At 63.1% G+C, this 19,580-nt stretch carries 22 protein-coding genes; 7 read left to right on the top strand and 15 right to left on the bottom strand.

Annotation, left to right across the window (positions count from 1 at the left end):
- The first annotated feature begins 226 nt into the window (after positions 1 to 226).
- From AC3A6F_RS03650 to AC3A6F_RS03625, 6 genes are all read left to right on the top strand, one after another.
- Positions 227 to 1,501 (top strand): tetratricopeptide repeat protein, encoded by a 1,275-nt coding sequence (locus tag AC3A6F_RS03650; RefSeq protein ID WP_487678614.1) that lies wholly within the window; start codon positions 227 to 229, stop codon positions 1,499 to 1,501.
- 182 nt (positions 1,502 to 1,683) lie between these two features.
- Positions 1,684 to 2,757, top strand: a complete 1,074-nt coding sequence (locus AC3A6F_RS03645; protein WP_487678613.1) for a flavodoxin family protein — start codon at positions 1,684 to 1,686, stop codon at positions 2,755 to 2,757.
- 94 nt (positions 2,758 to 2,851) lie between these two features.
- Entirely contained in the window at positions 2,852 to 3,019 is a 168-nt protein-coding gene (locus tag AC3A6F_RS03640; RefSeq protein WP_005668903.1) for a hypothetical protein, read from the top strand.
- Positions 3,016 to 3,375, top strand: a complete 360-nt coding sequence (locus tag AC3A6F_RS03635) for a hypothetical protein (protein ID WP_487678612.1) — start codon at positions 3,016 to 3,018, stop codon at positions 3,373 to 3,375. Before AC3A6F_RS03640 ends, AC3A6F_RS03635 begins: the two co-directional genes overlap by 4 nt.
- 51 nt (positions 3,376 to 3,426) lie before the next feature.
- Positions 3,427 to 4,185, top strand: a complete 759-nt coding sequence (locus tag AC3A6F_RS03630) for a GntR family transcriptional regulator (RefSeq protein ID WP_487678611.1) — start codon at positions 3,427 to 3,429, stop codon at positions 4,183 to 4,185.
- Between the two features lie 58 nt (positions 4,186 to 4,243).
- The gene (locus AC3A6F_RS03625) at positions 4,244 to 4,852 is read left to right on the top strand and encodes a PH domain-containing protein (RefSeq protein WP_123071948.1); all 609 of its coding nucleotides are present in this window, start codon (positions 4,244 to 4,246) and stop codon (positions 4,850 to 4,852) included.
- Positions 4,853 to 4,938: 86 nt separating this feature from the next.
- Here the strand turns inward: AC3A6F_RS03625 and AC3A6F_RS03620 are convergent, their stop codons facing one another.
- From AC3A6F_RS03620 to rpsP, 11 genes are all read right to left on the bottom strand, one after another.
- Positions 4,939 to 5,622, bottom strand: a complete 684-nt coding sequence (locus AC3A6F_RS03620) for a choice-of-anchor E domain-containing protein (RefSeq protein ID WP_487678610.1) — start codon at positions 5,620 to 5,622, stop codon at positions 4,939 to 4,941.
- Between the two features lie 161 nt (positions 5,623 to 5,783).
- Complete coding sequence (locus tag AC3A6F_RS03615; protein ID WP_487678609.1) at positions 5,784 to 6,575, bottom strand: SDR family oxidoreductase; 792 nt, start codon at positions 6,573 to 6,575, stop codon at positions 5,784 to 5,786.
- A gap of 103 nt (positions 6,576 to 6,678) precedes the next feature.
- A complete protein-coding gene (locus AC3A6F_RS03610; RefSeq protein WP_487678983.1) occupies positions 6,679 to 9,447 on the bottom strand; it encodes a M16 family metallopeptidase in 2,769 nt (922 codons plus the stop codon).
- 145 nt (positions 9,448 to 9,592) lie between these two features.
- Entirely contained in the window at positions 9,593 to 10,042 is a 450-nt protein-coding gene (locus AC3A6F_RS03605) for a CBS domain-containing protein (RefSeq protein WP_487678608.1), read from the bottom strand.
- Positions 10,043 to 10,142: 100 nt separating this feature from the next.
- Positions 10,143 to 10,496, bottom strand: a complete 354-nt coding sequence (locus AC3A6F_RS03600) for a DUF3579 domain-containing protein (RefSeq protein ID WP_487678607.1) — start codon at positions 10,494 to 10,496, stop codon at positions 10,143 to 10,145.
- Positions 10,497 to 10,655: 159 nt separating this feature from the next.
- Complete coding sequence (locus AC3A6F_RS03595; RefSeq protein WP_487678606.1) at positions 10,656 to 11,615, bottom strand: CobD/CbiB family protein; 960 nt, start codon at positions 11,613 to 11,615, stop codon at positions 10,656 to 10,658.
- Positions 11,616 to 11,706: 91 nt separating this feature from the next.
- A complete protein-coding gene (locus AC3A6F_RS03590) occupies positions 11,707 to 12,417 on the bottom strand; it encodes a CoA pyrophosphatase (RefSeq protein ID WP_487678605.1) in 711 nt (236 codons plus the stop codon).
- Between the two features lie 34 nt (positions 12,418 to 12,451).
- The gene (gene rplS / locus AC3A6F_RS03585) at positions 12,452 to 12,838 is read right to left on the bottom strand and encodes a 50S ribosomal protein L19 (protein ID WP_487678604.1); all 387 of its coding nucleotides are present in this window, start codon (positions 12,836 to 12,838) and stop codon (positions 12,452 to 12,454) included.
- A 151-nt stretch (positions 12,839 to 12,989) separates the two neighbouring features.
- Positions 12,990 to 13,751, bottom strand: a complete 762-nt coding sequence (gene trmD / locus AC3A6F_RS03580; RefSeq protein ID WP_487678603.1) for a tRNA (guanosine(37)-N1)-methyltransferase TrmD — start codon at positions 13,749 to 13,751, stop codon at positions 12,990 to 12,992.
- 27 nt (positions 13,752 to 13,778) lie between these two features.
- Positions 13,779 to 14,309 carry a ribosome maturation factor RimM gene (rimM, locus tag AC3A6F_RS03575; RefSeq protein WP_487678982.1) on the bottom strand — a complete coding sequence of 177 codons (531 nt, stop codon included), beginning with the start codon at positions 14,307 to 14,309 and terminating at the stop codon, positions 13,779 to 13,781.
- A gap of 48 nt (positions 14,310 to 14,357) precedes the next feature.
- Entirely contained in the window at positions 14,358 to 14,606 is a 249-nt protein-coding gene (gene rpsP / locus AC3A6F_RS03570; protein ID WP_123071958.1) for a 30S ribosomal protein S16, read from the bottom strand.
- Between the two features lie 240 nt (positions 14,607 to 14,846).
- On the opposite strand from rpsP, the gene AC3A6F_RS03565 reads away from it, so the two are divergent.
- Entirely contained in the window at positions 14,847 to 15,260 is a 414-nt protein-coding gene (locus AC3A6F_RS03565; protein ID WP_487678602.1) for an NINE protein, read from the top strand.
- On the opposite strand, the gene AC3A6F_RS03560 is transcribed toward AC3A6F_RS03565, so the two are convergent.
- The 4 genes from AC3A6F_RS03560 to AC3A6F_RS03545 form a co-directional block, all read right to left on the bottom strand.
- Positions 15,257 to 17,047 (bottom strand): acyl-CoA dehydrogenase, encoded by a 1,791-nt coding sequence (locus AC3A6F_RS03560; protein WP_487678601.1) that lies wholly within the window; start codon positions 17,045 to 17,047, stop codon positions 15,257 to 15,259. The two genes, AC3A6F_RS03565 and AC3A6F_RS03560, sit on opposite strands and share 4 nt — an antisense overlap.
- A 263-nt stretch (positions 17,048 to 17,310) precedes the next feature.
- Positions 17,311 to 18,252 (bottom strand): electron transfer flavoprotein subunit alpha/FixB family protein, encoded by a 942-nt coding sequence (locus AC3A6F_RS03555; protein ID WP_487678600.1) that lies wholly within the window; start codon positions 18,250 to 18,252, stop codon positions 17,311 to 17,313.
- A 34-nt stretch (positions 18,253 to 18,286) separates the two neighbouring features.
- A complete protein-coding gene (locus AC3A6F_RS03550; protein WP_147933939.1) occupies positions 18,287 to 19,036 on the bottom strand; it encodes an electron transfer flavoprotein subunit beta/FixA family protein in 750 nt (249 codons plus the stop codon).
- Between the two features lie 214 nt (positions 19,037 to 19,250).
- Entirely contained in the window at positions 19,251 to 19,478 is a 228-nt protein-coding gene (locus AC3A6F_RS03545) for a sulfurtransferase TusA family protein (protein WP_040777452.1), read from the bottom strand.
- Positions 19,479 to 19,580: the final 102 nt, after the last annotated feature.

The raw sequence follows: 19,580 nt of genomic DNA, 5'->3' as shown, positions 1-19,580 counted from the left end.
CTGGCCAATGCGACGCGGTTGCCGTCGACGAGGTAACGCGATGTAACGACGCTGGGCGCGCACGCGGGCTCTACGGCACAATTGGCGAGCCAGAAAATGGCTGACTATGGGACAATGCACGCTTTGTCCGAGATTGGCATTTTTGCTATATTGGTAAAAATGCGTAGCGAAAGAACGTGCCGAAAGCGCGCTTCGTCGATTTTTTGTCTAGATAGAAGGATACAGAATGTCCCAACTCCGTCTTGCCCGCCTCTGCCTGATGCTGGCCGCCGTCGGCCTCTCGGCCCCGGCCCTGACCACCGCCGTCCATGCGCAAGAGAAGCCTGCCGCCGCCGCCGCGCCGGCGGACACCGTCCGCCCAGAGCTGTTCAAGCTGCTCGACCCGGCCGCGATCAAGCCGCTGATGGATGCAAAGAATTACGCCGAAGTGCAGAGCCGCGTCCAGCAGGCCGAAGCCTTCCCGAACCGCACGCCATACGAAGACTACGTCGTCAACCGCATGAAGCTGTCGCTGGGCTCGGCGACCAACAACAATGAAATCGCCATGCCGGCGCTCGAAGCGGTGATCAATTCCGGCCGCCTGCAAGGCCAGGAACAGGCCGACTTCATCCTGGCACTGGGCAATATGCACTACAACGCCAAGGATTACACCAAGGCGATCGAGTGGTTCAAGCGCTACCAGAAAGAAAGCCCGACCCCTGAAAAAGTCGCGCCTTCCCTGATCCGCGCCTATTACCTGGGCGGCGACTTTGCCAGCGCCAAGGCGGCCCTGCTGCCGGCGATCGAAGCGACCGAGAAGGCCGGCCAGAAGCCGAGCGAGGAAGACCTGCGCCTGCTGGCCTCGTCGGCCAACAAGGTCAAGGACGATGCCGGCTACCTTATCGCGCTGGAAAAACTGGTGGCCCACTACCCGAACGACGACTTCTGGACCGACGTCCTGAACCGCGGCGTGGCCCGCAAGTCCGGCTTCGATGCGCAGACCAATATGATCAACGTGTATCGCCTGGAAGCGGCCACCGTCAAGAAGATGGCGCCGGAAGAATACGTCGACCTGGCCGAACTGGCCCTGCGCGACGGCTTCCCGAGCGAAGCCAAGAAAGCCATGGACGCCGGCTACGCCGCTGGCGTGCTGGGCCAGGGCTCGAACGCCAAGGCCCACGCCGCCCTGCGCGACAAGGCGACCAAGGGCGCGGCCGACGATGCCAAGAACATCGCCGCCGGCGAAGCCTCGGCCGCCAAGGCCAAGACCGGCGCCGGCCTGGTCAACCTGGGCTGGGCTTACGCCACCATGGACCAGGGCGACAAGGGTGTCGGCTTCATCCAGCAAGGCATCGCCAAGGGTGGCCTGAAGAACGCTGAAGAAGCCAAGCTGCGCCTGGGCATGGCGCAGGCGCTGGCCGGCAAGAAAGCCGAAGCCATCCAGACCTTCCAGACCGTCAAGGGCGGCGGCGGCGCGGGCGACCTGGCGAAATACTGGATCGTTCACCTGAACCAGAAATAATCCTTCGTCTCACGACGGACCCGCGAAAGCGGGCCGGGCTCGCTGCCCGGCCCGCTTTTTTCGTATGGACGGTTCATCCTGCCCCGCTGTCGACCGTCGGTTTTACCTGCCCAAGGTGCGCCCCCGTACATTAGCGCCGCCTGCGTCCGCCCGATAATTGCATTATTTGCATCGGAGGCAGCATGACGACGACGGTACGCAAGGGCCAGGCGCCCGCCAAGCTGGGACGCAACGAATTCCACCTGCGCTTTCGCAAGGCGTTCCAGGACCCCGGCTACGACGCGCTCGACCGCGAACTGGCGGCGATCGAGGACGTGGCCTGGGATGCGTACCAGGACGGCCGCAAGGCCCCGCACACGGTCAAGGCCGGCCCCGGCTTCGCCGACCCCGGCTACGACCTGTCGGTCGAATGGAAAGAGGCGCGCGACCGCCTGCTCGGCGCCGAGCGGCGCCAGAAGGATCCCGACTCGCGCAACCGCATTCTCCTCATCAACGCCTCGGCCCGCAACGACGGCACATGTCCCGGCGAGATCTCGAAAAGCTGGCGCATGACGCAAATGGCCAAGGACGTGTTGATGGAACAAGGATTCGAGGCCGACGTGCTCGACCTCTCCCTGCTCAATTCGGACTACGACCGCCACATCCACCCGTGCAAGGGCTGCGTGTCGACCGCGATGCCGCTGTGCCACTGGCCGTGCAGCTGCTACCCGAACCACGCCGAGCGCCAGGTCAATGACTGGATGAACGAGATCTACGAGCGCTGGGTGCTGGCCCATGGCGTCATCATCATCACCCCGGTCTACTGGTACCAGACCCCGGCGGTACTGAAACTGATGATCGATCGCCTGGTGTGCGCCGACGGCGGCAATCCCGACCCGACATCGACCCATGGCAAGGATGCCGAAACGGCCAAGCAGATCGAACGCGACGGCTGGGATTACCCCAAACACCTGGCCGGCCGCGCCTTCGGCCTGCTGGTGCACGGCGACGTGGCCGGCATCGAGGGCACGCGGCGCTCGCTGTCGGACTGGCTCGAGTGGATGGGCCTGATCAACTCGGGCAGCTTCGGCCAGCTCGACCGCTACATCGGCTATTACGAATCGTATGCCGACAGCCATGAGACCTTCGACAAGGACACCGCGGTGCAGGAAGAGACGCGCAATGTGGCGCGCGCGGTGGCCACCGCGGTGCGCGAAGTGCGCGCGGGCCGGGTCGCCGTGGTCAGCCAGCCCTTGAAGGATCCGCGTCCGAAATGATGGACTACGGCCCGGCGCTGGCCGTGACTATTGGCGAGTTTTACACAGTTGATTCTCAGTAGAATTATGGAAACACACTACTGGGGATCATCTGATGGAAGCAGTTGGCGGACTCATCATCGCAGCGATTATCGGCGTACTGATCGGCAAGGATGCCAAGGCGCGTGGCATGAGCGGCATCGGCTGGGGGCTGTTCTCGTTCCTGATCTGCATCGTCGCGGTGCCGATCTACCTCATCGTCCGCAAGCCGCGTATCGCATGACCGGCACGGTCGGCGGGCGCCTGGGCCTGTTGCTGGCGAGCGCCGCCCTGGCCTGGCTGCCGGCCAATCCGCTGGTACGCGCCGAAGCACTGCTCGGCCTGTCGCCCGGCCTCCTCGAGCGCCACCTGGGCATCAAGAATCTGTTCAGCGGCATGACGGAGGGCATGCACCAGCTCGTGCATGGCGAACTGGGCAAGGCGCTCGACGCGAACTTCCTGACGCCGCTGGTCGCCTGCGCCTTGATTGCCTGGGCCGTCACCGGCGTGCGCCTGGAGACGCGGCGCCACGAAATCCTTGCCGCCGCCTGCTTCGTCGGGCTGTCGGTGCTTGTGAACCTCGTCCATCCCCTGCCCTGAGCGGCGGGCGGCCTGCGGTATGATGGGCGTCCCAGTCCCCATGCCCGCTGAATGAATCCCCTCGTCCAACTGATGCACGACGCCGCCAAGGCCAGCCTCGCCGGCGGCGCCGGCAAGCTGCCGCTCTACCAGCAACTGCAGCGCGCGCTGCGCCAAGCGATCGACAACGGCATCTACGGCCCCTCGAGCGCCCTGCCCGCCGAACGCCAGCTGGCGCTGGAGCTGGGCATCTCGCGCATCACGGTGCGCAAGGCGATCGACAGCCTGGTCGACGACGGTCTATTGGTGCGGCGTGCCGGCTCGGGCAATTTTCTGAACACGCGCATCGAAAAGAATTTCGCCAAGCTGAGTTCGTTCTCGGAAGACATGCGCGCCCGTGGCCGGGCGCCGAGGAGCAGCTGGCTCAAGCGCTCGGAAGGCCTGGTCACGCCCGAGGAAGCGCTGCGCCTGCGGCTGTCGCCGGGCACGCCGGTGTACCGCTTCAACCGCCTGCGCTATGCCGACGATGCGCCGATGTGCCTGGAGTACGCAACCATCGCCGCCTTCGCCCTGCCCTCGCTCGAGGCAGTGGGCGACTCGATGTACGAGGCGCTGGAGGCCAGTGGAAATCGTCCGGTGCGCGCGCTGCAGCGCCTGTCGGCCCTGCTGCTGGGTGCGGAGCAGGCGCGCCTGCTGGATGCGCGCGAGGGCGATGCCGGCCTGTGCGTGGAGCGGCTGGGTTTCTTGCGCGACGGGCGCGCGGTGGAGTTTTGCCGCTCGTACTTTCGCGGCGATACCTACGACTTCGTGGCCGAACTCACTGCAGCCTGATGCGCGCAGACTGCTGGGGGAATGCTAATCTATCCTTTTTCACCACACGAGGACGATCATGTTCAAGAGAATGGCGGCGGAAGCACTGGGGCTGAGCGATATCGGTGTCATCGTCGGACCGGCGGACTACAGCAAGGTCGATGCGGACGACTACCTGTTCACGGAAGACGGTGAGCAGATCTTCTTCCTGATCAAGAGCAAGAAGGACGAGTACTGCTTCACCAATCTTGCCCTGATCCACGTCGACGGCGATTCAGCCGTGTCCTCGAAGCGCTCGATCAAGCGCTACGAGTATTCGTCGAACCTCATCACCAACGTCAGCATCGAAACTGCCGGCACGCTGGACATGGACATCGAACTGAAGTTCAACGTCAACGACACGAAGTTCTCGATCGACGTCAAAAAATCCTTCATCGAACAGTTGAAGGACATCTACAAGGCCTTGACCACCATCGGCAAGCAGCAACGGCGCGATGCCGTGTGCCGCGACAATGCGCTGCGCACGCTGGACGCCACGGCCTCGGTCCACAAGCTCAATATCGCGCCCGGCGCGGGCAGCCTGGTCAGCCAGTACGGCGAACTGCTGGAAGCGCTGAACACGGCCATGCTCGATACCCACACCAAACGCGACTTCAGCGACGTGTTCGCCAAGTACATCCACAACTGAAGCGGCGCTTCATGAAAAAAACCGTCATGCCGGGGACGGCAATGACGGTTTTTCCGTTGCGGGCAGCGTGCCCGCGCGTCTCGCGATTACGCCTTGTTCCTTGCGCGGCGGCGGCGCACTGCGCCCATCAGGCCGAAACCGGCGAGCATGGTCGCCAGGGTGGCTGGCTCCGGGACTTCGGCAAATGGCGTGTAATCGTACGTGACCTGCACCGCACCGGATGCGAGCGTGTCGAACCCGGTCATCACATTGCCTGGCCCCTTCGCGAACGAGGTACCCAGCGCGCTCAGGCCGAGCTCGATGAAACCCTTGCCCGAGAACAGGGCGAAATCGCTGGCGCTGCTGCTCAGGAAGGATTCGGCTTTGCTTGCCTCGATCGTCCCGGTATGGACGCCGGAGGTGCCAGCGAAGTCGAGAACACGGTCATAGCGGCCAAGGCTGTACAGCTGGTCGAATACAGGGTTGGCCACGACCAGCGTGCTGCCATCGGGGCGGGTCAACTCGATGGTCGAACCCAGTGTCAGGGTGACCTTCGCCGCGTTGCTGCCCCGGTTTTCGGCGAAGCCCGCGCCGCTGACCAGGCCGCTCAAGTCGAACTTGATCGAATTGAGCGTGCCGAGCTTGGTGTTGAACTTGCTGAAACGCAGCGTCTCGGACCAATCCGTTTCCGTGATTCCGATACTGTCGTTAAAGCTGATCACGGCGGCATGGGCGCCTGCGACGGGAAGCAGGGCGGCGGCGAGTGCCAGTGCGGCAAAAGTCTTTTTCAAGTTGGTCTCACTAAGTGGAAAGGCATTGGGTACATACACGACATGCAACCAATAAGCATAATTTATGCCACTAGGAAATACTTGATTAAAAACAGGGACTTGGGATTTCGCAGGACGCAAATACGCCCCGCAGTGTAAAGATTTCCGACAGGAAAACCTGCTCAAACGGCGGTGAAACCTCCGTCGACCACCATCTCGTGGCCATTGACGTAGGACGCCATGTCCGAACACAGCCACAGGGCGGCCTGCGCCACCTCGCCCGCCTCGGCGAAGCGCCCCATTGGATGGGCAGCCTTGAGCTTTTTCTCGATGCCCGGATCGCGCTCGAAGGCGCGCGCCAGCATCGGCGTCTTGACCGCGGCCGGGCACAGCACGTTGACGCGGATGCCCTCGCGCGCGTACTCGGCGGCGGCGCTCCTGGTCAGGCCCACGACAGCGTGCTTGCTGGCGCCGTAGATGGCATGGTTCGGGCTGCCGACGAGGCCGGCGATGCCGGCCATGTTGACGATCGCGCCGTGGCCCTGCTTCTGCATCTGGCGCAGCTGGTATTTCATGCACAGCCAGACGCCCTTGACGTTGACGTTCATGATGCGGTCGAACTGCTCGTCGTCGCCGTCGGCCAGCGGCTGGCGCTCTTCCTCGACCGCGGCATTGTTGATCGCGAAGTCGAGACGGCCATAGTAATTGATGGTCTTGTCGACCAGGGCTTCGACATCGCCGGCACGGGTGACGTTGCTTTGGACGAACAGCGCCTTGCCGCCGTTTTCGACGATCATCGCCGCGGTGGCGTGTCCACCGTCGATCGAGACGTCGGCCACGACGACGCTGGCGCCGGCACGGCCAAACGCCAGGGCGATGGCGCGACCGATTCCACTGGCGGCTCCGGTGACCAAAACGACCTTGCCGGTGAACGACAAACCGCTTGCCGGCTGCTGCTTGCTGATGGCCTTCATGATGCTCCCTGGATGAAACTTTTGCTTCCGAAAAGAAACATTTTAACGCATGGCTTCGTGCATTGTCACAATCCAGAGAGTTTTTGTCAGGAAACTGTTGTAGTTACGGCATAGTAACTACGGGTGTCGCCGGACCGCTCGCCTTGGTTTGGTCGCCCGCCATGAACACCGACAGCTTAGCCGGATCGATCGCCTTGCGGAATGCGGCATTCAGCTCAGGCAAAGTCACGGCCCCCAGCTTGCGCTCGAGTTCCGCCGAGGCCTCGAAGGTCTTGCCACGGTACAGGAACGAGGTCCAGCCGGATGCCAGCGCGCCGTCGTTCGAGCGCGATTGCAGGCGCTGCTGCATCAGTCCCGACTTGGCCCCTAGCAGTTCCTCGGCAGTAAAACCATCCTTGAGCGCACGCGCCAGCTCGGCGCGCACCGCCGCATCGAGTTTCGCCAGATTCTGCGGCGCCGCGATCGCATTGATAGTGAAGCTGCCGGCGCGGTCCAGGGTGCCCGGCGACACGTCCGAGCCGCCGCCATACGACAGGCCATCCTGCTGGCGGATGCGGTCCATCAGGCGCGACTTGAGGCCGCCGTCGCCAAAGATGTAATTGGCCAGCGTCAGGGCCGGATAGTCCGCGTCGTCGATGTTCAGGTCCAGGTTCAGGCGCGCGATATAGAAGCCGTTTTCCTTGTCCGGGGTATTCAGGGTACGCGCCACCGGCGCCACCTCGGCATGCGCGACCATCACCGGCGCGTGGGCCTGCGGCGCTTTCCAGGCGCCGAACAGGGTATTGACCAGCGGCGCGATTTCCTGCGCATCGAAGTCGCCCACGATGGCCATCTCGGCCGGATTGGCGCCGTAGAACTGGCCGTGGAAGGCCTTGACGTCCGCGAGACGCGCCGCCTTGGCTTCTTCAAGTTGCTCTTCCAGGCTCGGCGAATAACGGATGTCGCCGCGTGGATAGCGGTTGAAGTGCTGGCTGAGCGCGCGTACGGCCGCGCTTTGCGGTTCGTTGCGGCCCGCTTCGATGCCGACCAGCAGTTGCTGGCGCAATTGCTCGAATTCGGACTCAGGGAAAGCCGGCTCCCTGAGCACATGGGCCACGAGCTTGAGCGCCTCGGGCAGGTTGGCGCGCGTGGTCTGGAAATGGGTGGGACTGCCGGCGATCTTGAGCTTGTCGAAGGCGTCGGCCAGTTCGGCGCGCGTATAGCGGGTCGTGCCGCGCATCAGCATCAGGTTCGTCAGGGCCTGGGTCGTGCCCTTGCCGAACAGGCTTTTCTCGTCGCCGAAGTGCTGGCGCAGGTCGACTGTCACAGTTTCGCCGCGATTCTTTTTCGGCAGCAAGGCCAGCTTGACGCCGCCGGCGGTCGTCAAGGTGGTGCGCTTCATGATGTTCTGCTGGCTCGGGTCGAAATTCTCCGACACCAGGTTCGAGACGGCGGGCTTGAAGTCCTTCATCGCATCAAGCACCGTGGGCGCCGGCGGCAGTTCGGCGCGCTTCGATGCTTCTTCCGGGATGAAGGTGCCGACCGTGCGGTTGCTGCGCAGGTAATAGCGTCCCGCGCTGGCGGCAACCTGTTCGGCCGTCATCTTTTGCACGCGCTCGCGGCCCACGAAATACATGCGCCAGTCGCCCAGGGCGATCGGCTCGGACAGGGCCACGCCCACCGCCTGAGGATTGTTCAGGCTGCGCTCGACCGTGTTCAGCCAGGAGCGGCGCACCCGTTCCAGCTCCTCGGTGGTGGGCGGCTTGCTGGCCAGTTCCTCGACCGCCTGGATCAACGCCTCGCGTACCGGCTCGATCGGCTCGCCCAGCTTGACCACGGCGCCGAAGAATTGCAGGCCCGGCGCATAGCCGGTCTGGCCGAAGCTGAACACCTGGCTGGCCTTGCCGGTCTCGACCAGCAGCTTGTGCAGGCGGCCATTCGGCGCGTCGCCCATGATTTCGGAAGCGAAGCCGAGCGCCTCGGCCTCTGGATGCAGGTCGGACGGGATCTTGTAGCCGACCGCCACGAACTGCATATCGCCCTGGCGCCGCACGGCGAAGCTGCGCTCGCCGTCCTGGGTCGGCTCCACCGTCCAGAAGGCCGGCAGCGTGCGCTTGGGTTTCGGAATCGCGCCGAACAGGCGGTTGATCTTGATGAGGGTCGCGCGCTCGTCGAACTGGCCGGCCACCAGCAGCACCGCATTGTCGGGCTGGTAATAGGTGCGATAGAACTCCTGCAGGTTTTCGATGCGCACGTTCTCGATGTCGCTGCGGTTGCCGATGGTCGAGCGGCCATAGCTGTGCCAGTCATAGGCGACGCTCTGCATGCGCTTGAACAGCACGTTGCCGGGTTCATTCTCGCCGGCCTCGTACTCGTTGCGCACCACGGTCATCTCGGACGCGAGATCCTTGGCCGAGACGAAGGAATTGACCATGCGGTCAGCCTCCATCTGCAAGGCCCAGTCCAGGTTTTCCGTTGACGCCTGGAACACCTCGTAGTAATTGGTGCGGTCGAGCGAGGTGGTGCCGTTGAACTGCATGCCGCGCTCGGAAAACTGCTTGGTGATGTCGCGGTTGTTCTTCGCGCCCTTGAACAGCAGGTGCTCGAGCAGGTGGGCCATGCCGGTCTCGCCATAGTTCTCGTGGCGCGAGCCGACCAGATAGGTGACGTTCACGGTCACGGTCGGCCGCGAAGCGTCCGGGAACAACAGCACTTTCAAGCCATTCGCCAGCCGGTATTCGGTGATGCCTTCGACCGACGGGCCGAGGGTGACGCCCTTGGGGAGCGCCGCGCCGGTGGCGGCCTTGTTGGCGCCTGGGGCTGCAGGGGCGGCGGCGGTCGCCGGCGCGATCATGACCAGGGCCAGGCAGCCCGCTGCTACATGCGCGGCCATCCCGCGCAACTGAAATCTCGAATTCATGGTGTCCCGTCTACTCGGCGGGACGCCAACCGTCCCGCCTGCTCCAAGATGGTAGCAGACGGGCGTCTTGCTCGTGACCTAACCACTTACTCAGTTGACATAACTTGCCGGCAAGCAGCTACTGGCGCACACGGCGCTCGTGCGATTGCTGCCAGGAGCCGATGCGTGACAGCTCGCTCATCTCTTCGGCCAGGAACTCGAGGAGGTCGTCGGCGCTGACGATGCCGCAGAGATTGCCCTGGGCATCCACGACCGGCACCCGGCGGATGCCGCGCAGGCGCATGTGCTCGATGGTCTCGTAGACGTCGTCGGATCCGCTGGCGGTGAGCAGGTCGTCGCTCATGATGTCGCCGGCCAGCAGGCTGGCCGGATCGAGCCCGGGAGCGACGACGGCCAGCACGATGTCGCGATCGGTCAGGATGCCGAGCGGGACGTTGCCGCCGCCGTCGGTGTCGACCACGACCAGGTCGCCGACGTGGTGACGCCGCATCAGCATGGCGGCGCCCTGCACGGTCTCGTCGCGGGTGCAGCAGATGGTGTCAGTGGTACAGATTTCGCCGATGCGCATGATGCCCTCCCCTGCCCTGATCCGGGTGAGGCTAAGCCAAAACAAAATTGGCGCTTTGACTTCGATCAAAGCGCCAATGGCGGCTAGCTTGCGGGGATGTTCAGGCGGCGCCTGGCTTCTTTTCGCCCGGCAGCGGCACGAAACAGGCGTCGACCACCTGCATATCGTTGTCCTTGGCGAAGCTGACCACGAAGTGATAGGCCAGCGGTTCGATCTTCTGCAGGCTGCGGTTGACCACGACGGCCTTGGTGCCGTTGACCACGGTCGGGTAGACGTAGGGCGAAAACTTCAGGTGGGCATTGGGACCGCCGGAACCCGGACAATAGCAGGACATGACGCCGCACAGCCGCTCGGCCCAGTCGCTCGGGCGGAACGTCTTGCCTTTATTCGTGATGCCCAGGATAAAAAACTCGCCAGCGAGTTCTGCTTCCGTGGGTGGCGCTTGGTCGGTCATAGTCCTGCGGGCTCAGACAGAAAATACTGCGTGGGTGAGAGCAAATTCGGCTCAGTGCAATACAGCTTTGCTCGGCTCAGGCAGTATTATATCTTATAGAAGACTTGAGGACGAGGCCCGGCGCGCCACACTGCCTGTGGCCGCTCAGCTCAGCCAGGCTTAGCGCAGCCAGGCCACGCTCGAGGTCAGCAGCAACAGGATCATCCACAAGATCAGGGCGCGCCACACCAGTCCAACCGTGCTCTGCAGGGCGCGCACGTTCGGCTCCTCACCCGGCAGCACGTCCACATCGCTTTCGCTCAAGTCCACCGTGGCGGCGTCCGCCGGTAGCAATTGTGGCGCATTTTCGTTCGGCGTGCCGAGGCGCACACCCATCGCACCGCCGCCAGCCGACAGGATGATGCCGCGCGCCTCGTCGGTCCAGCGGTTGGCGAAGTTGCGCCAGGCATAGACGGCGTCCTCGAAATTGCCGACCACGGCAAATGCCACCGCCGTCAGACGCACCGGTACCCAGTCGATCCAATAGAAGGCCTTGGCGGCGAACTGGCCGAAGGCTTCGTTGCGCATATGGTCGGGCTCGTTCCAGGCGCGCGACAGGTATTCGGACACGCGGTACATCACGGCGCCCGCCGGCCCCAGCGGCATCAGGAACCAGAAGAACACGCCGAACACATTGCGGTGCGTGGTGATCAATGCCTTCTCGACCGCGATGCGGGTGATTTCGGTGCTATCCATCCCGACCGTGTCCAGCCTCGTCCATTCGGCCAGGAGGGCGCGCGCCCTCGGCTCATCCCCGGAATTGAGCGCGAACTGGATCGAGGTGAAGTAATGGCTGTAGTGACGGAAACCGAGGGTCAGGTAGACGATCAGGACATTCCAGGCAAAGGCCAGGAACACCAGGTTGTAGTGCATGAAGAACCAGTAGACGAGCCAGGTCGGCAGCATCAGCGCGCTCATCATCAGGATCCAGCCCATGCGCCCATTCTTTTGCTCACCGGCATTGAACCAGGTCTCGATACGCACGGCGAGCGACTTGACGCCGCCATACACCTGGTTATCGGCGCGCAGCGGTTTCAGTTGCTCGATGAGCAGTGCGCACAGGATGGAAAAGAATGTCATTCAGGAACCCTTTTTTGTTATGGCAATACGACTGCCCCGTTACGATAACGGAGAAGCCCGCCAGAATCAAATCCGGACCTGTAATAAAAGATTACGCACGCAAGAAATGGAAGAGGTTGCGCAGCATGGCGGCAGTCGCGCCCCAGATAAAATATTGTTCGTAAGGCATCGTATAAAAGGCGCGCCTGCCCGCCCCTTGCGGCAATTCGAATACCCGGCGCTGATGGTTCAGGCCATCCATCAGGAAGCTGAGGGGCACTTCGAACGCTTCGGCCACTTCGCCCGGATCGGGCTGCAGCTCGAATGGCGGCTGGACCAGGGCCACCACCGGCGTCACGCGATAGGCGCTGACAGTGGTGTAATCAGGCAGCACGCCGATGATCTCGATATGCCGGCGGTGCAGGCCGACTTCTTCCTCGGTTTCGCGCAGCGCCGTCTCGATCGGGGACGAATCGAGTTCTTCGGCCCGGCCGCCGGGAAAACTGATCTGGCCGGCATGGCTGGACAAATGGTCGGTCCGCAAGGTCAGCAGCACGGTCACGCCCTCGGGGCGCGCCACCAGCGGCACCAGCACGGATGCACGGCGCAGCGTGGCGCCCGTCATGCCGCGGCCTTCGTCCGACGCTTCCTCTTCCCATGGCAGGGTTTGCGCAAAGCGTGCGCGCAGCGCGGCCGGGATCAGGCGCGCAGGCGCCACCGGCGCCTCGCCGGCAAGGCTGGTCACCGGCAACTGGGTCGGATCGAAAACGAATTTGGCCAAACTGAATCCTTTGCAATACTGCGCCAGAATAGAAAAAGGCATCCTTGCGGATGCCTTTTTCTGAGCACGAGTACGATTACTCGGCAGCAGCGACGGTCTTGACGCGACGCTGTGGCAGTTTTTCTTTGATACGTGCCGACTTGCCCGAACGTTCGCGCAGGTAGTACAGCTTCGCACGACGGACGTCACCACGACGCTTGACTTCGATCGAAGCGATCAGCGGCGAGTACAGCTGGAACGTACGCTCGACGCCTTCGCCGGACGAGATCTTGCGAACGATGAAGTTCGAGTTCAGGCCACGGTTACGACGCGAAATCACGACGCCTTCGTATGCCTGGGCGCGCTTGCGGTTGCCTTCGACGACGTTGACGCTGACGATAACGGTATCGCCAGGTGCGAAATCAGGGATCTCGCGGCCGAGGCGCGCGATTTCTTCTTGCTCGAGTTGTTGAATCAGATTCATTTTTTTATGACTCCAAAAACCATCTTGCTGGCACTACCTTCGCCCAGTAGAGGATGGGGTTGAACGACGGACAACGCGTCCGCCGTTGCATGTGCCTTTATTGCCGGCACATATTCTTTAACCTGCAGGTTCGACCAACCCTGCCAGTATCTTACAAGGCAGGTTTTTCCAAACCTGCCAAAAAGCGCTCGTCCTTCTCGCTCAGCTGACCGGCGGCGCGCGCCTTGTCCAGCAGATCGGGCCGCTTCGCTGCGGTCGCTTCCAGCATGCGCTGGCGGCGCCACTTGACGATCTCGGCGTGGTTGCCGCCCATCAGGACCGGCGGCACCGGCATGTCTTCGTACACTTCCGGCCGCGTGTAATGCGGCGAATCGAGCAGGCCGTTGACGAAGCTGTCTTCGACCGCCGAGGCATCGTCGCCCAGCACGCCGGGAATCAGGCGCACCACCGCATCCATCAAGGCCATGGCCGGCAATTCACCGCCCGACAGCACGAAGTCGCCGAGAGAAATTTCCTCATCGACGCAGCGGTCCAGCAGGCGCTGGTCCACCGCTTCGTAGCGGCCGCACAGGATCACCAGGCCGGGCTCGTCCTTGAGCGCCATCGCGCGCTCGTGGGTCAATGGCTTGCCTTGCGGCGACATGAACACCACGCGCGGACTTGGCAGGCCGAGCTCGATTTGTCTTTGCTTCGCTGCATTGATCGTCGCTTCGAGCGGCTTGGCCATCATCACCATGCCGGGGCCGCCGCCATAAGGGCGATCGTCCACGGTGCGGTGGCGGTCCTGCGTGAAATCACGGGGATTCCAGATCTGCAGGCCCCAGCGTTGCTGCTCGAAGGCGCGTCGGGTGACTCCCGACTGCGTCAATGCGGCGAACATTTCAGGGAACAAGCTGACGACGTCAAACTGCATCGCGACTTGCTCCTCTCACGGACGGGCTCAAAAATCGAGACCCCAATCCAGCGTAATCAGTTGTTGCTCGAGGCTGACGGTCTTGACAAACTGGTCCACGAACGGCACGAGGCGCTCTTGCGCCTTGCCTTCGGACGCTGGATCAGCGACCGGAGTGATGCGCAAAATCGATTGCGCGCCGTTGTGCATCATGTCGGTCACCTTGCCCAGGGCTTCGCCCTGCAGGTTGACCACATCCAGGCCGATCAGGTCGGACCAGTAATACTCGCCCTCTTCGAGCGCTGGAAACTCGCTGCGCGCGACCTGCACCGTTGCACCCTTGAGCGCCTCGGCTTCATCGCGGTCACGCATGCCGACCAGGGTAGCGACAACATCGCCACCGTGCAGCTTTGCACTCCGTACCGAGACGGCGTGCAGGGTCGGCTTGTCGAGCCACCAGGTTTTCACGCTCAGCAGCGCATCGGCCTCGGGCGAATGCGGGGAGACACGGATGCCGCCCACAATGCCATACGCACCGGAAACATAACCGACCGGAGTCAGGTCATCGGGGATTTGCACCCCGCTCGCTACTGCTGAATCGTTCACTACAAGCTTGCCTGCTTAAAATTAAGCAGCTGGCTTTTGCTGGGCGACCAGGCGAGCGACGGTTGGCGACAGTTGTGCGCCAACGCCTTGCCAGTGAGCCAGACGGTCAGCAGCGATACGCAGGCCGACTTCGGCGCCCGAAGCCATCGGGTTGTAGAAACCGATGCGCTCGATGAAACGACCATCGCGACGGTTGCGCGAATCGGTTGCAACGATATTGAAGAACGGACGCTTTTTAGCGCCACCACGAGCCAAACGAATAACGACCATAATATTTCCGAAAAAGTTGTTCTGGACGGAGAAAGTCGACGATTATAGCGCGCGACACCGAACAGCAGCAAGCGTTAATGACAACGGGCGCGCAGTCCCAGAAGAATCAGCCATTATCGCTGATTTTTCACCACACCGCCACCGGCCATCCGCCCAAATCCGCAGCTTGTCGCGTGAAACGTGCCATTCCTGCAAATCTCGACCATACTCTTGCTGTCCTGAACTAATGAACAACATGACATGGCCGCTACGCACAACAACAAGACCGTCGCCACCCTGCTCGCCCTGCTGCTGGGTGGATTCGGCGCCCATCGCTTCTACCTGAAGGGCGGCGCCGACCGACTCGGGCTATTGCACCTGTGCGCGCTGCCCATCACCGGCATCCTGTATGGCGCGGTCAAGCCGCACCCCTTCTATGTGATCCTGCCGCTGCTGGTGTCGTGCATTGCCGGCTTCATCGAAGCGCTGGTGATCGGGCTGACACCCGACGAGAAGTGGGATGCGACATACAACGCCGGCAGCGGCCGGCAATCGCGCTCGAACTGGATCTTGCCGGTGCTGCTGGTGATCACGATGCTGACCGGCGCCATCGTCCTGATCGGGACGATGGCGCGGCTGTTCGACATCCTGTTTACCGGCGGCGCCTACGGTTAGAACTGCTCGACGTCCAGCGCCAGCACGCCCGCCGCGCCGTCGACGATCGACGTGCGCAGCCCCGGCGCCTGCGACAGGATGTGATCGGCGAAGAAGCGCGCGGTGGCGATCTTGGCGCGATAGAAGGCGGCGTCGCCCTCGCCCGCATCGAGCTTGCCTTGCGCCACCAGCGCCGCGCGCGCCATCTGCCAGCCGCCCAGGACGATACCGGCCAGCTTCAGGTACGTCACGCTGCCGGCAAACACGGCGCGCACGTCCGATTTGACATTGGCGACCACGTAATCGACGACCTGCTCCAGCGCGGTCGCGCCTTCCCGCAGGCTGCGCGCGATCGCAGCATGATCCTCGCCCTGTGCATCGCCCAGCTGCGCCTCGACCGCGCGGATCTGCGCGACCAGCGACCTGGCCACCGCACCGCCGTCGCGCACCGTCTTGCGCCCCACCAGGTCGTTGGCCTGGATCGCCGTCGTACCCTCATAAATGGTGAGGATCTTGGCGTCGCGGTAATGCTGGGCCGCGCCGGTTTCTTCGATAAACCCCATGCCGCCATGCACCTGCACGCCGTCGCGCGCGACATTCTCGCTCATCTCGGTCGACCAGCCCTTGATCACCGGAACGAGGTATTCATATACGGCCAGGTTCGCCTGGCGGGTCGCCGCATCGGGATGGTGATGGGCCAGGTCCGAGATGCCGGCGCCGACATAGGCCAGCGCACGCGCGGCCTCGGTCTGCGCGCGCATCGACATCAGCATGCGGCGCACGTCCGGGTGGTTGATGATCGCCACGGGACCGCTTGATCCCGACACTTCGCGCGACTGGATGCGGTCTTTTGCAAACGTCACCGCCTGCTGATAGGCGTGTTCGGCCAGGCCGACGCCCTGCATGCCCACGCCGAAGCGGGCCGCGTTCATCATGATGAACATGTATTCCAGGCCGCGATTCTCTTCACCCACCAGGGTGCCGATCGCGCCGCCGCCGTCGCCGAACTGCAGCACGGCGGTCGGGCTGGCCTTGATGCCCAGCTTGTGCTCGATCGAGACACAGTGCACGTCGTTGCGGCTCCCTAATGAACCATCGTCATTGATCAGGAACTTGGGCACGATGAACAGCGAGATGCCCTTCACGCCCGGCGGCGCATCGGGCGTCCTCGCCAGCACCAGGTGGACGATGTTCTCGGTCATGTCGTGATCGCCATAGGTGATGAAGATCTTGGTGCCAAAGATTTTATAGGTGCCGTCGCCCTGCGGCTCGGCGCGGGTGCGCACGGCGGCCAGGTCGGAGCCGGCCTGCGGCTCGGTCAGGTTCATGGTGCCGGTCCACTGGCCCGAGATCAGCGGCTCGAGGAAGCGCGCTTTCTGCGCGTCGGAACCTGCGGTGAGCAGCGCCTCGATGGCGCCGTCGGACAGCAGCGCGACCAGCGCGAACGCTAGGTTCGCGCCATGCAGCATCTCCATGCACGGCGTGGCCACCAGCTTGGGCAAGCCCTGGCCGCCGAATTCCTGCGGGTGCTGCACGCCCTGCCAGCCGGCGTCGGCGTAGGCGCGGAAGGCTTCCTTGAAGCCCTTGGTCGTGGTGACCGCGCCATCCTTCCAGAAGCTGGGTTCCTTGTCGCCGGCATGGTTCAGCGGAGCGATCACTTCGCCGCAGAATTTCGCGTTTTCTTCCAACACCGCTTCCACGGTATCGGGCGTCGCGTCCTCGCAGCCGGGCAGCGCATTGACCTCGGCGAGGTTGGCCAGTTCATTGAGGACGAACTGCATGTCTTTCAGCGGGGCTTTGTAGCTCACCTGTGTCTCCTAGAATATGTCGTTTGCCGATAAAAAAACGCCGCTCCCGCGGCAAGAAGAGAACCCGCGTCTTCAATCGTCAGCCGCACACGCTGAACCGTCGTTCCCGCGCAGGCGGGAACCTCAGTTCATCGGACAGCCACGAACGCTTGCCATCCAGGCAGCGCATGAAAACTTGGGTTCCCGCCTGCGCGGGAACGACGTTCCAAAGTAGGTTGGCGGGGCAGGCGCTGCAAGTTTGCACGCTCCGCCCCAGTCAGAAATTAGCCCAGTTCCTTGACCAGCTCCGGCACGACCTCGAACAGGTCGCCCACCAGGCCGTAGTCGGCGACCGAGAAGATCGGCGCTTCAGGGTCCTTGTTGATGGCGACGATGGTCTTCGAATCCTTCATGCCGGCCAGGTGCTGGATCGCGCCCGAGATGCCGACCGCGATGTACAGGGTCGGGGCGACGATCTTGCCGGTCTGGCCCACTTGCCAGTCGTTCGGCACGAAGCCGGCGTCGACCGCGGCGCGCGAAGCGCCCATGGCGGCGCCCAGCTTGTCGGCCAGCGGCTCCAGGATCTTGAAGTTGTCGGCCGAGCCGATGCCGCGGCCGCCCGAGACGATCACCTTGGCGGCGGTCAGCTCGGGACGGTCCGACTTGGCCAGCTCGCGACCCACGAAGGTCGAGGTGCCCGAGTCGGCGACGGCGGTCACGCTCTCGATGGCCGCCGAACCACCGGTGGCTGCCGAATCGAAGGCCGTGCCGCGCACGGTGATGACCTTGACCTTGTCGCTCGACTGCACCGTGGCGATCGCGTTGCCGGCGTAGATCGGACGCTCGAAGGTGTCGGGCGAGTCGACCTTGGTGATCTCGGAGATCTGCGCCACGTCCAGCTTGGCGGCCACGCGCGGCAGGATGTTCTTGCCGTAGGCGGTAGCCGGGGCCAGGATGTGCGAGTACTCGCCGGCGATGGCCAGGATCTGCTCGGCCACGTTCTCGGCCAGGCCGTCGGCGAAGTGCGGCGCGTCGGCGACCAGCACCTTGGCCACACCGGCGATCTGGGCGGCGGCTTCGGCGGCGGCGCCGCAGTTCGAACCAGCGACCAGGATGTGGACCTCATTTGCACCACCAGCGCCGCATTGGGCGGCAGCCGTCACGGTGTGGTGGGTAGCGCCCTTCAGGGAGCCGTTGTCGTGTTCAGCAATGACTAATGCGACCATATTGATTCCTATGTATTAAGTAACGACAGACGACTCAGATGACCTTGGCTTCGGTGCGCAGTTTCTGCACCAGGGTCGCCACGTCCGGCACCTTGACGCCGGCCGAGCGCTTGGCCGGCTCGACGACCTTCAGGGTCTTCAGGCGCGGCGCGACGTCGACGCCCAAATCTTCTGGCTTGATGGTCTCGAGCGGCTTCTTCTTCGCCTTCATGATGTTCGGCAGCGTCACGTAGCGCGGCTCGTTCAGGCGCAGGTCGGTGGTGATGATCGCAGGCAGGGTCAGGGCAACGGTTTCCAGGCCGCCGTCGACTTCGCGGGTCACGGTGACCTTGCCGTCTTCCAGCACGACTTTCGAGGCGAAGGTGGCTTGCGGCCAGCCCAGCAGCGCAGCCAGCATCTGGCCGGTCTGGTTCGAATCGTCGTCGATCGCCTGCTTGCCCAGGATGATCAGTTGCGGCTGCTCCTTGTCGGCCAGCGCCTTGACGATCTTGGCCACGGCCAGCGGCTCGGTGTCGCCGGCGGTTTCCACCAGGATGCCGCGGTCGGCGCCGATCGCCATGCCGGTACGCAGGGTTTCCTGGCACTGGGCCACGCCCACCGAGACCGCCACCACCTCGGTGACCTTGCCGCCCTCTTTCAGGCGCGTTGCCTCTTCGAGTGCGATCTCGTCGAACGGGTTCATCGACATCTTGACGTTGGCGACATCGACGCCGCTATTGTCGGACTTGACGCGAACCTTGACGTTGTAGTCGACCACGCGTTTGACGGGTACCAGGACTTTCATAGGGTGCCTTTAAAAATGGGATGGATCGAAATAAGTGGCATAGATTATATGAGAAATCGACGCTCCGGACCAAATTAAAGCACGATCGTGCGATTTTTAGTTAGAGGAAAACACCTAATCGGCCTATCTCGGTTTTTACAGGGGGAGCGGACGGGGCTGGACGCCCCGTCTCAGGGTAAGGATGCGGCTGCAACATCGGCTGCAGCCTGTCGCATCATTTGCGGCGCATCAGGAAGGTGAACTCGCCGTTCTCGTGGGTATGTGCCAGCAAGGCATTGCCAGTTTGCTTGGCAAATGCCTGGAAATCGCGCACGGAGCCGGTGTCGGTGGCAACGATGCGCAGCACCTGGCCGGTTTCCATCTCGGCGAGCGCCTTCTTGGCTTTGAGGATGGGCAGCGGACAGTTCAGTCCGCGTGCATCCAGGTCTCTCTGGAATTCCATGGTGTCGGTTTCAAAAGTGATATCGCTCATCGCATTACCTGCTTTGATTAAGTGGTCCAACTTCAGTCGCATACTACTCCAATTCGGGCAGTATGACGCACC

The organism is Massilia sp. Soil_C_3 (assembly GCF_057657035.1).
This window is presented reverse-complemented; position numbering and strand designations above follow the sequence as displayed.

Bases quoted from the DNA above. Each gene is read 5' to 3' on its own strand.
- AC3A6F_RS03650 (WP_487678614.1), top strand. From the start codon at position 227: ATGTCCCAACTCCGTCTTGCCCGCCTCTGCCTGATGCTGGCCGCCGTC.
- AC3A6F_RS03645 (WP_487678613.1), top strand. From the start codon at position 1,684: ATGACGACGACGGTACGCAAGGGCCAGGCGCCCGCCAAGCTGGGACGC.
- AC3A6F_RS03640 (WP_005668903.1), top strand. From the start codon at position 2,852: ATGGAAGCAGTTGGCGGACTCATCATCGCAGCGATTATCGGCGTACTG.
- AC3A6F_RS03635 (WP_487678612.1), top strand. From the start codon at position 3,016: ATGACCGGCACGGTCGGCGGGCGCCTGGGCCTGTTGCTGGCGAGCGCC.
- AC3A6F_RS03630 (WP_487678611.1), top strand. From the start codon at position 3,427: ATGAATCCCCTCGTCCAACTGATGCACGACGCCGCCAAGGCCAGCCTC.
- AC3A6F_RS03625 (WP_123071948.1), top strand. From the start codon at position 4,244: ATGTTCAAGAGAATGGCGGCGGAAGCACTGGGGCTGAGCGATATCGGT.
- AC3A6F_RS03615 (WP_487678609.1), bottom strand. From the start codon at position 6,575: ATGAAGGCCATCAGCAAGCAGCAGCCGGCAAGCGGTTTGTCGTTCACC.
- AC3A6F_RS03610 (WP_487678983.1), bottom strand. From the start codon at position 9,447: ATGGCCGCGCATGTAGCAGCGGGCTGCCTGGCCCTGGTCATGATCGCG.
- AC3A6F_RS03605 (WP_487678608.1), bottom strand. From the start codon at position 10,042: ATGCGCATCGGCGAAATCTGTACCACTGACACCATCTGCTGCACCCGC.
- AC3A6F_RS03600 (WP_487678607.1), bottom strand. From the start codon at position 10,496: ATGACCGACCAAGCGCCACCCACGGAAGCAGAACTCGCTGGCGAGTTT.
- AC3A6F_RS03595 (WP_487678606.1), bottom strand. From the start codon at position 11,615: ATGACATTCTTTTCCATCCTGTGCGCACTGCTCATCGAGCAACTGAAA.
- AC3A6F_RS03590 (WP_487678605.1), bottom strand. From the start codon at position 12,417: ATGCCTTTTTCTATTCTGGCGCAGTATTGCAAAGGATTCAGTTTGGCC.
- rplS (WP_487678604.1), bottom strand. From the start codon at position 12,838: ATGAATCTGATTCAACAACTCGAGCAAGAAGAAATCGCGCGCCTCGGC.
- trmD (WP_487678603.1), bottom strand. From the start codon at position 13,751: ATGCAGTTTGACGTCGTCAGCTTGTTCCCTGAAATGTTCGCCGCATTG.
- rpsP (WP_123071958.1), bottom strand. From the start codon at position 14,606: ATGGTCGTTATTCGTTTGGCTCGTGGTGGCGCTAAAAAGCGTCCGTTC.
- AC3A6F_RS03565 (WP_487678602.1), top strand. From the start codon at position 14,847: ATGGCCGCTACGCACAACAACAAGACCGTCGCCACCCTGCTCGCCCTG.
- AC3A6F_RS03555 (WP_487678600.1), bottom strand. From the start codon at position 18,252: ATGGTCGCATTAGTCATTGCTGAACACGACAACGGCTCCCTGAAGGGC.
- AC3A6F_RS03550 (WP_147933939.1), bottom strand. From the start codon at position 19,036: ATGAAAGTCCTGGTACCCGTCAAACGCGTGGTCGACTACAACGTCAAG.
- AC3A6F_RS03545 (WP_040777452.1), bottom strand. From the start codon at position 19,478: ATGGAATTCCAGAGAGACCTGGATGCACGCGGACTGAACTGTCCGCTG.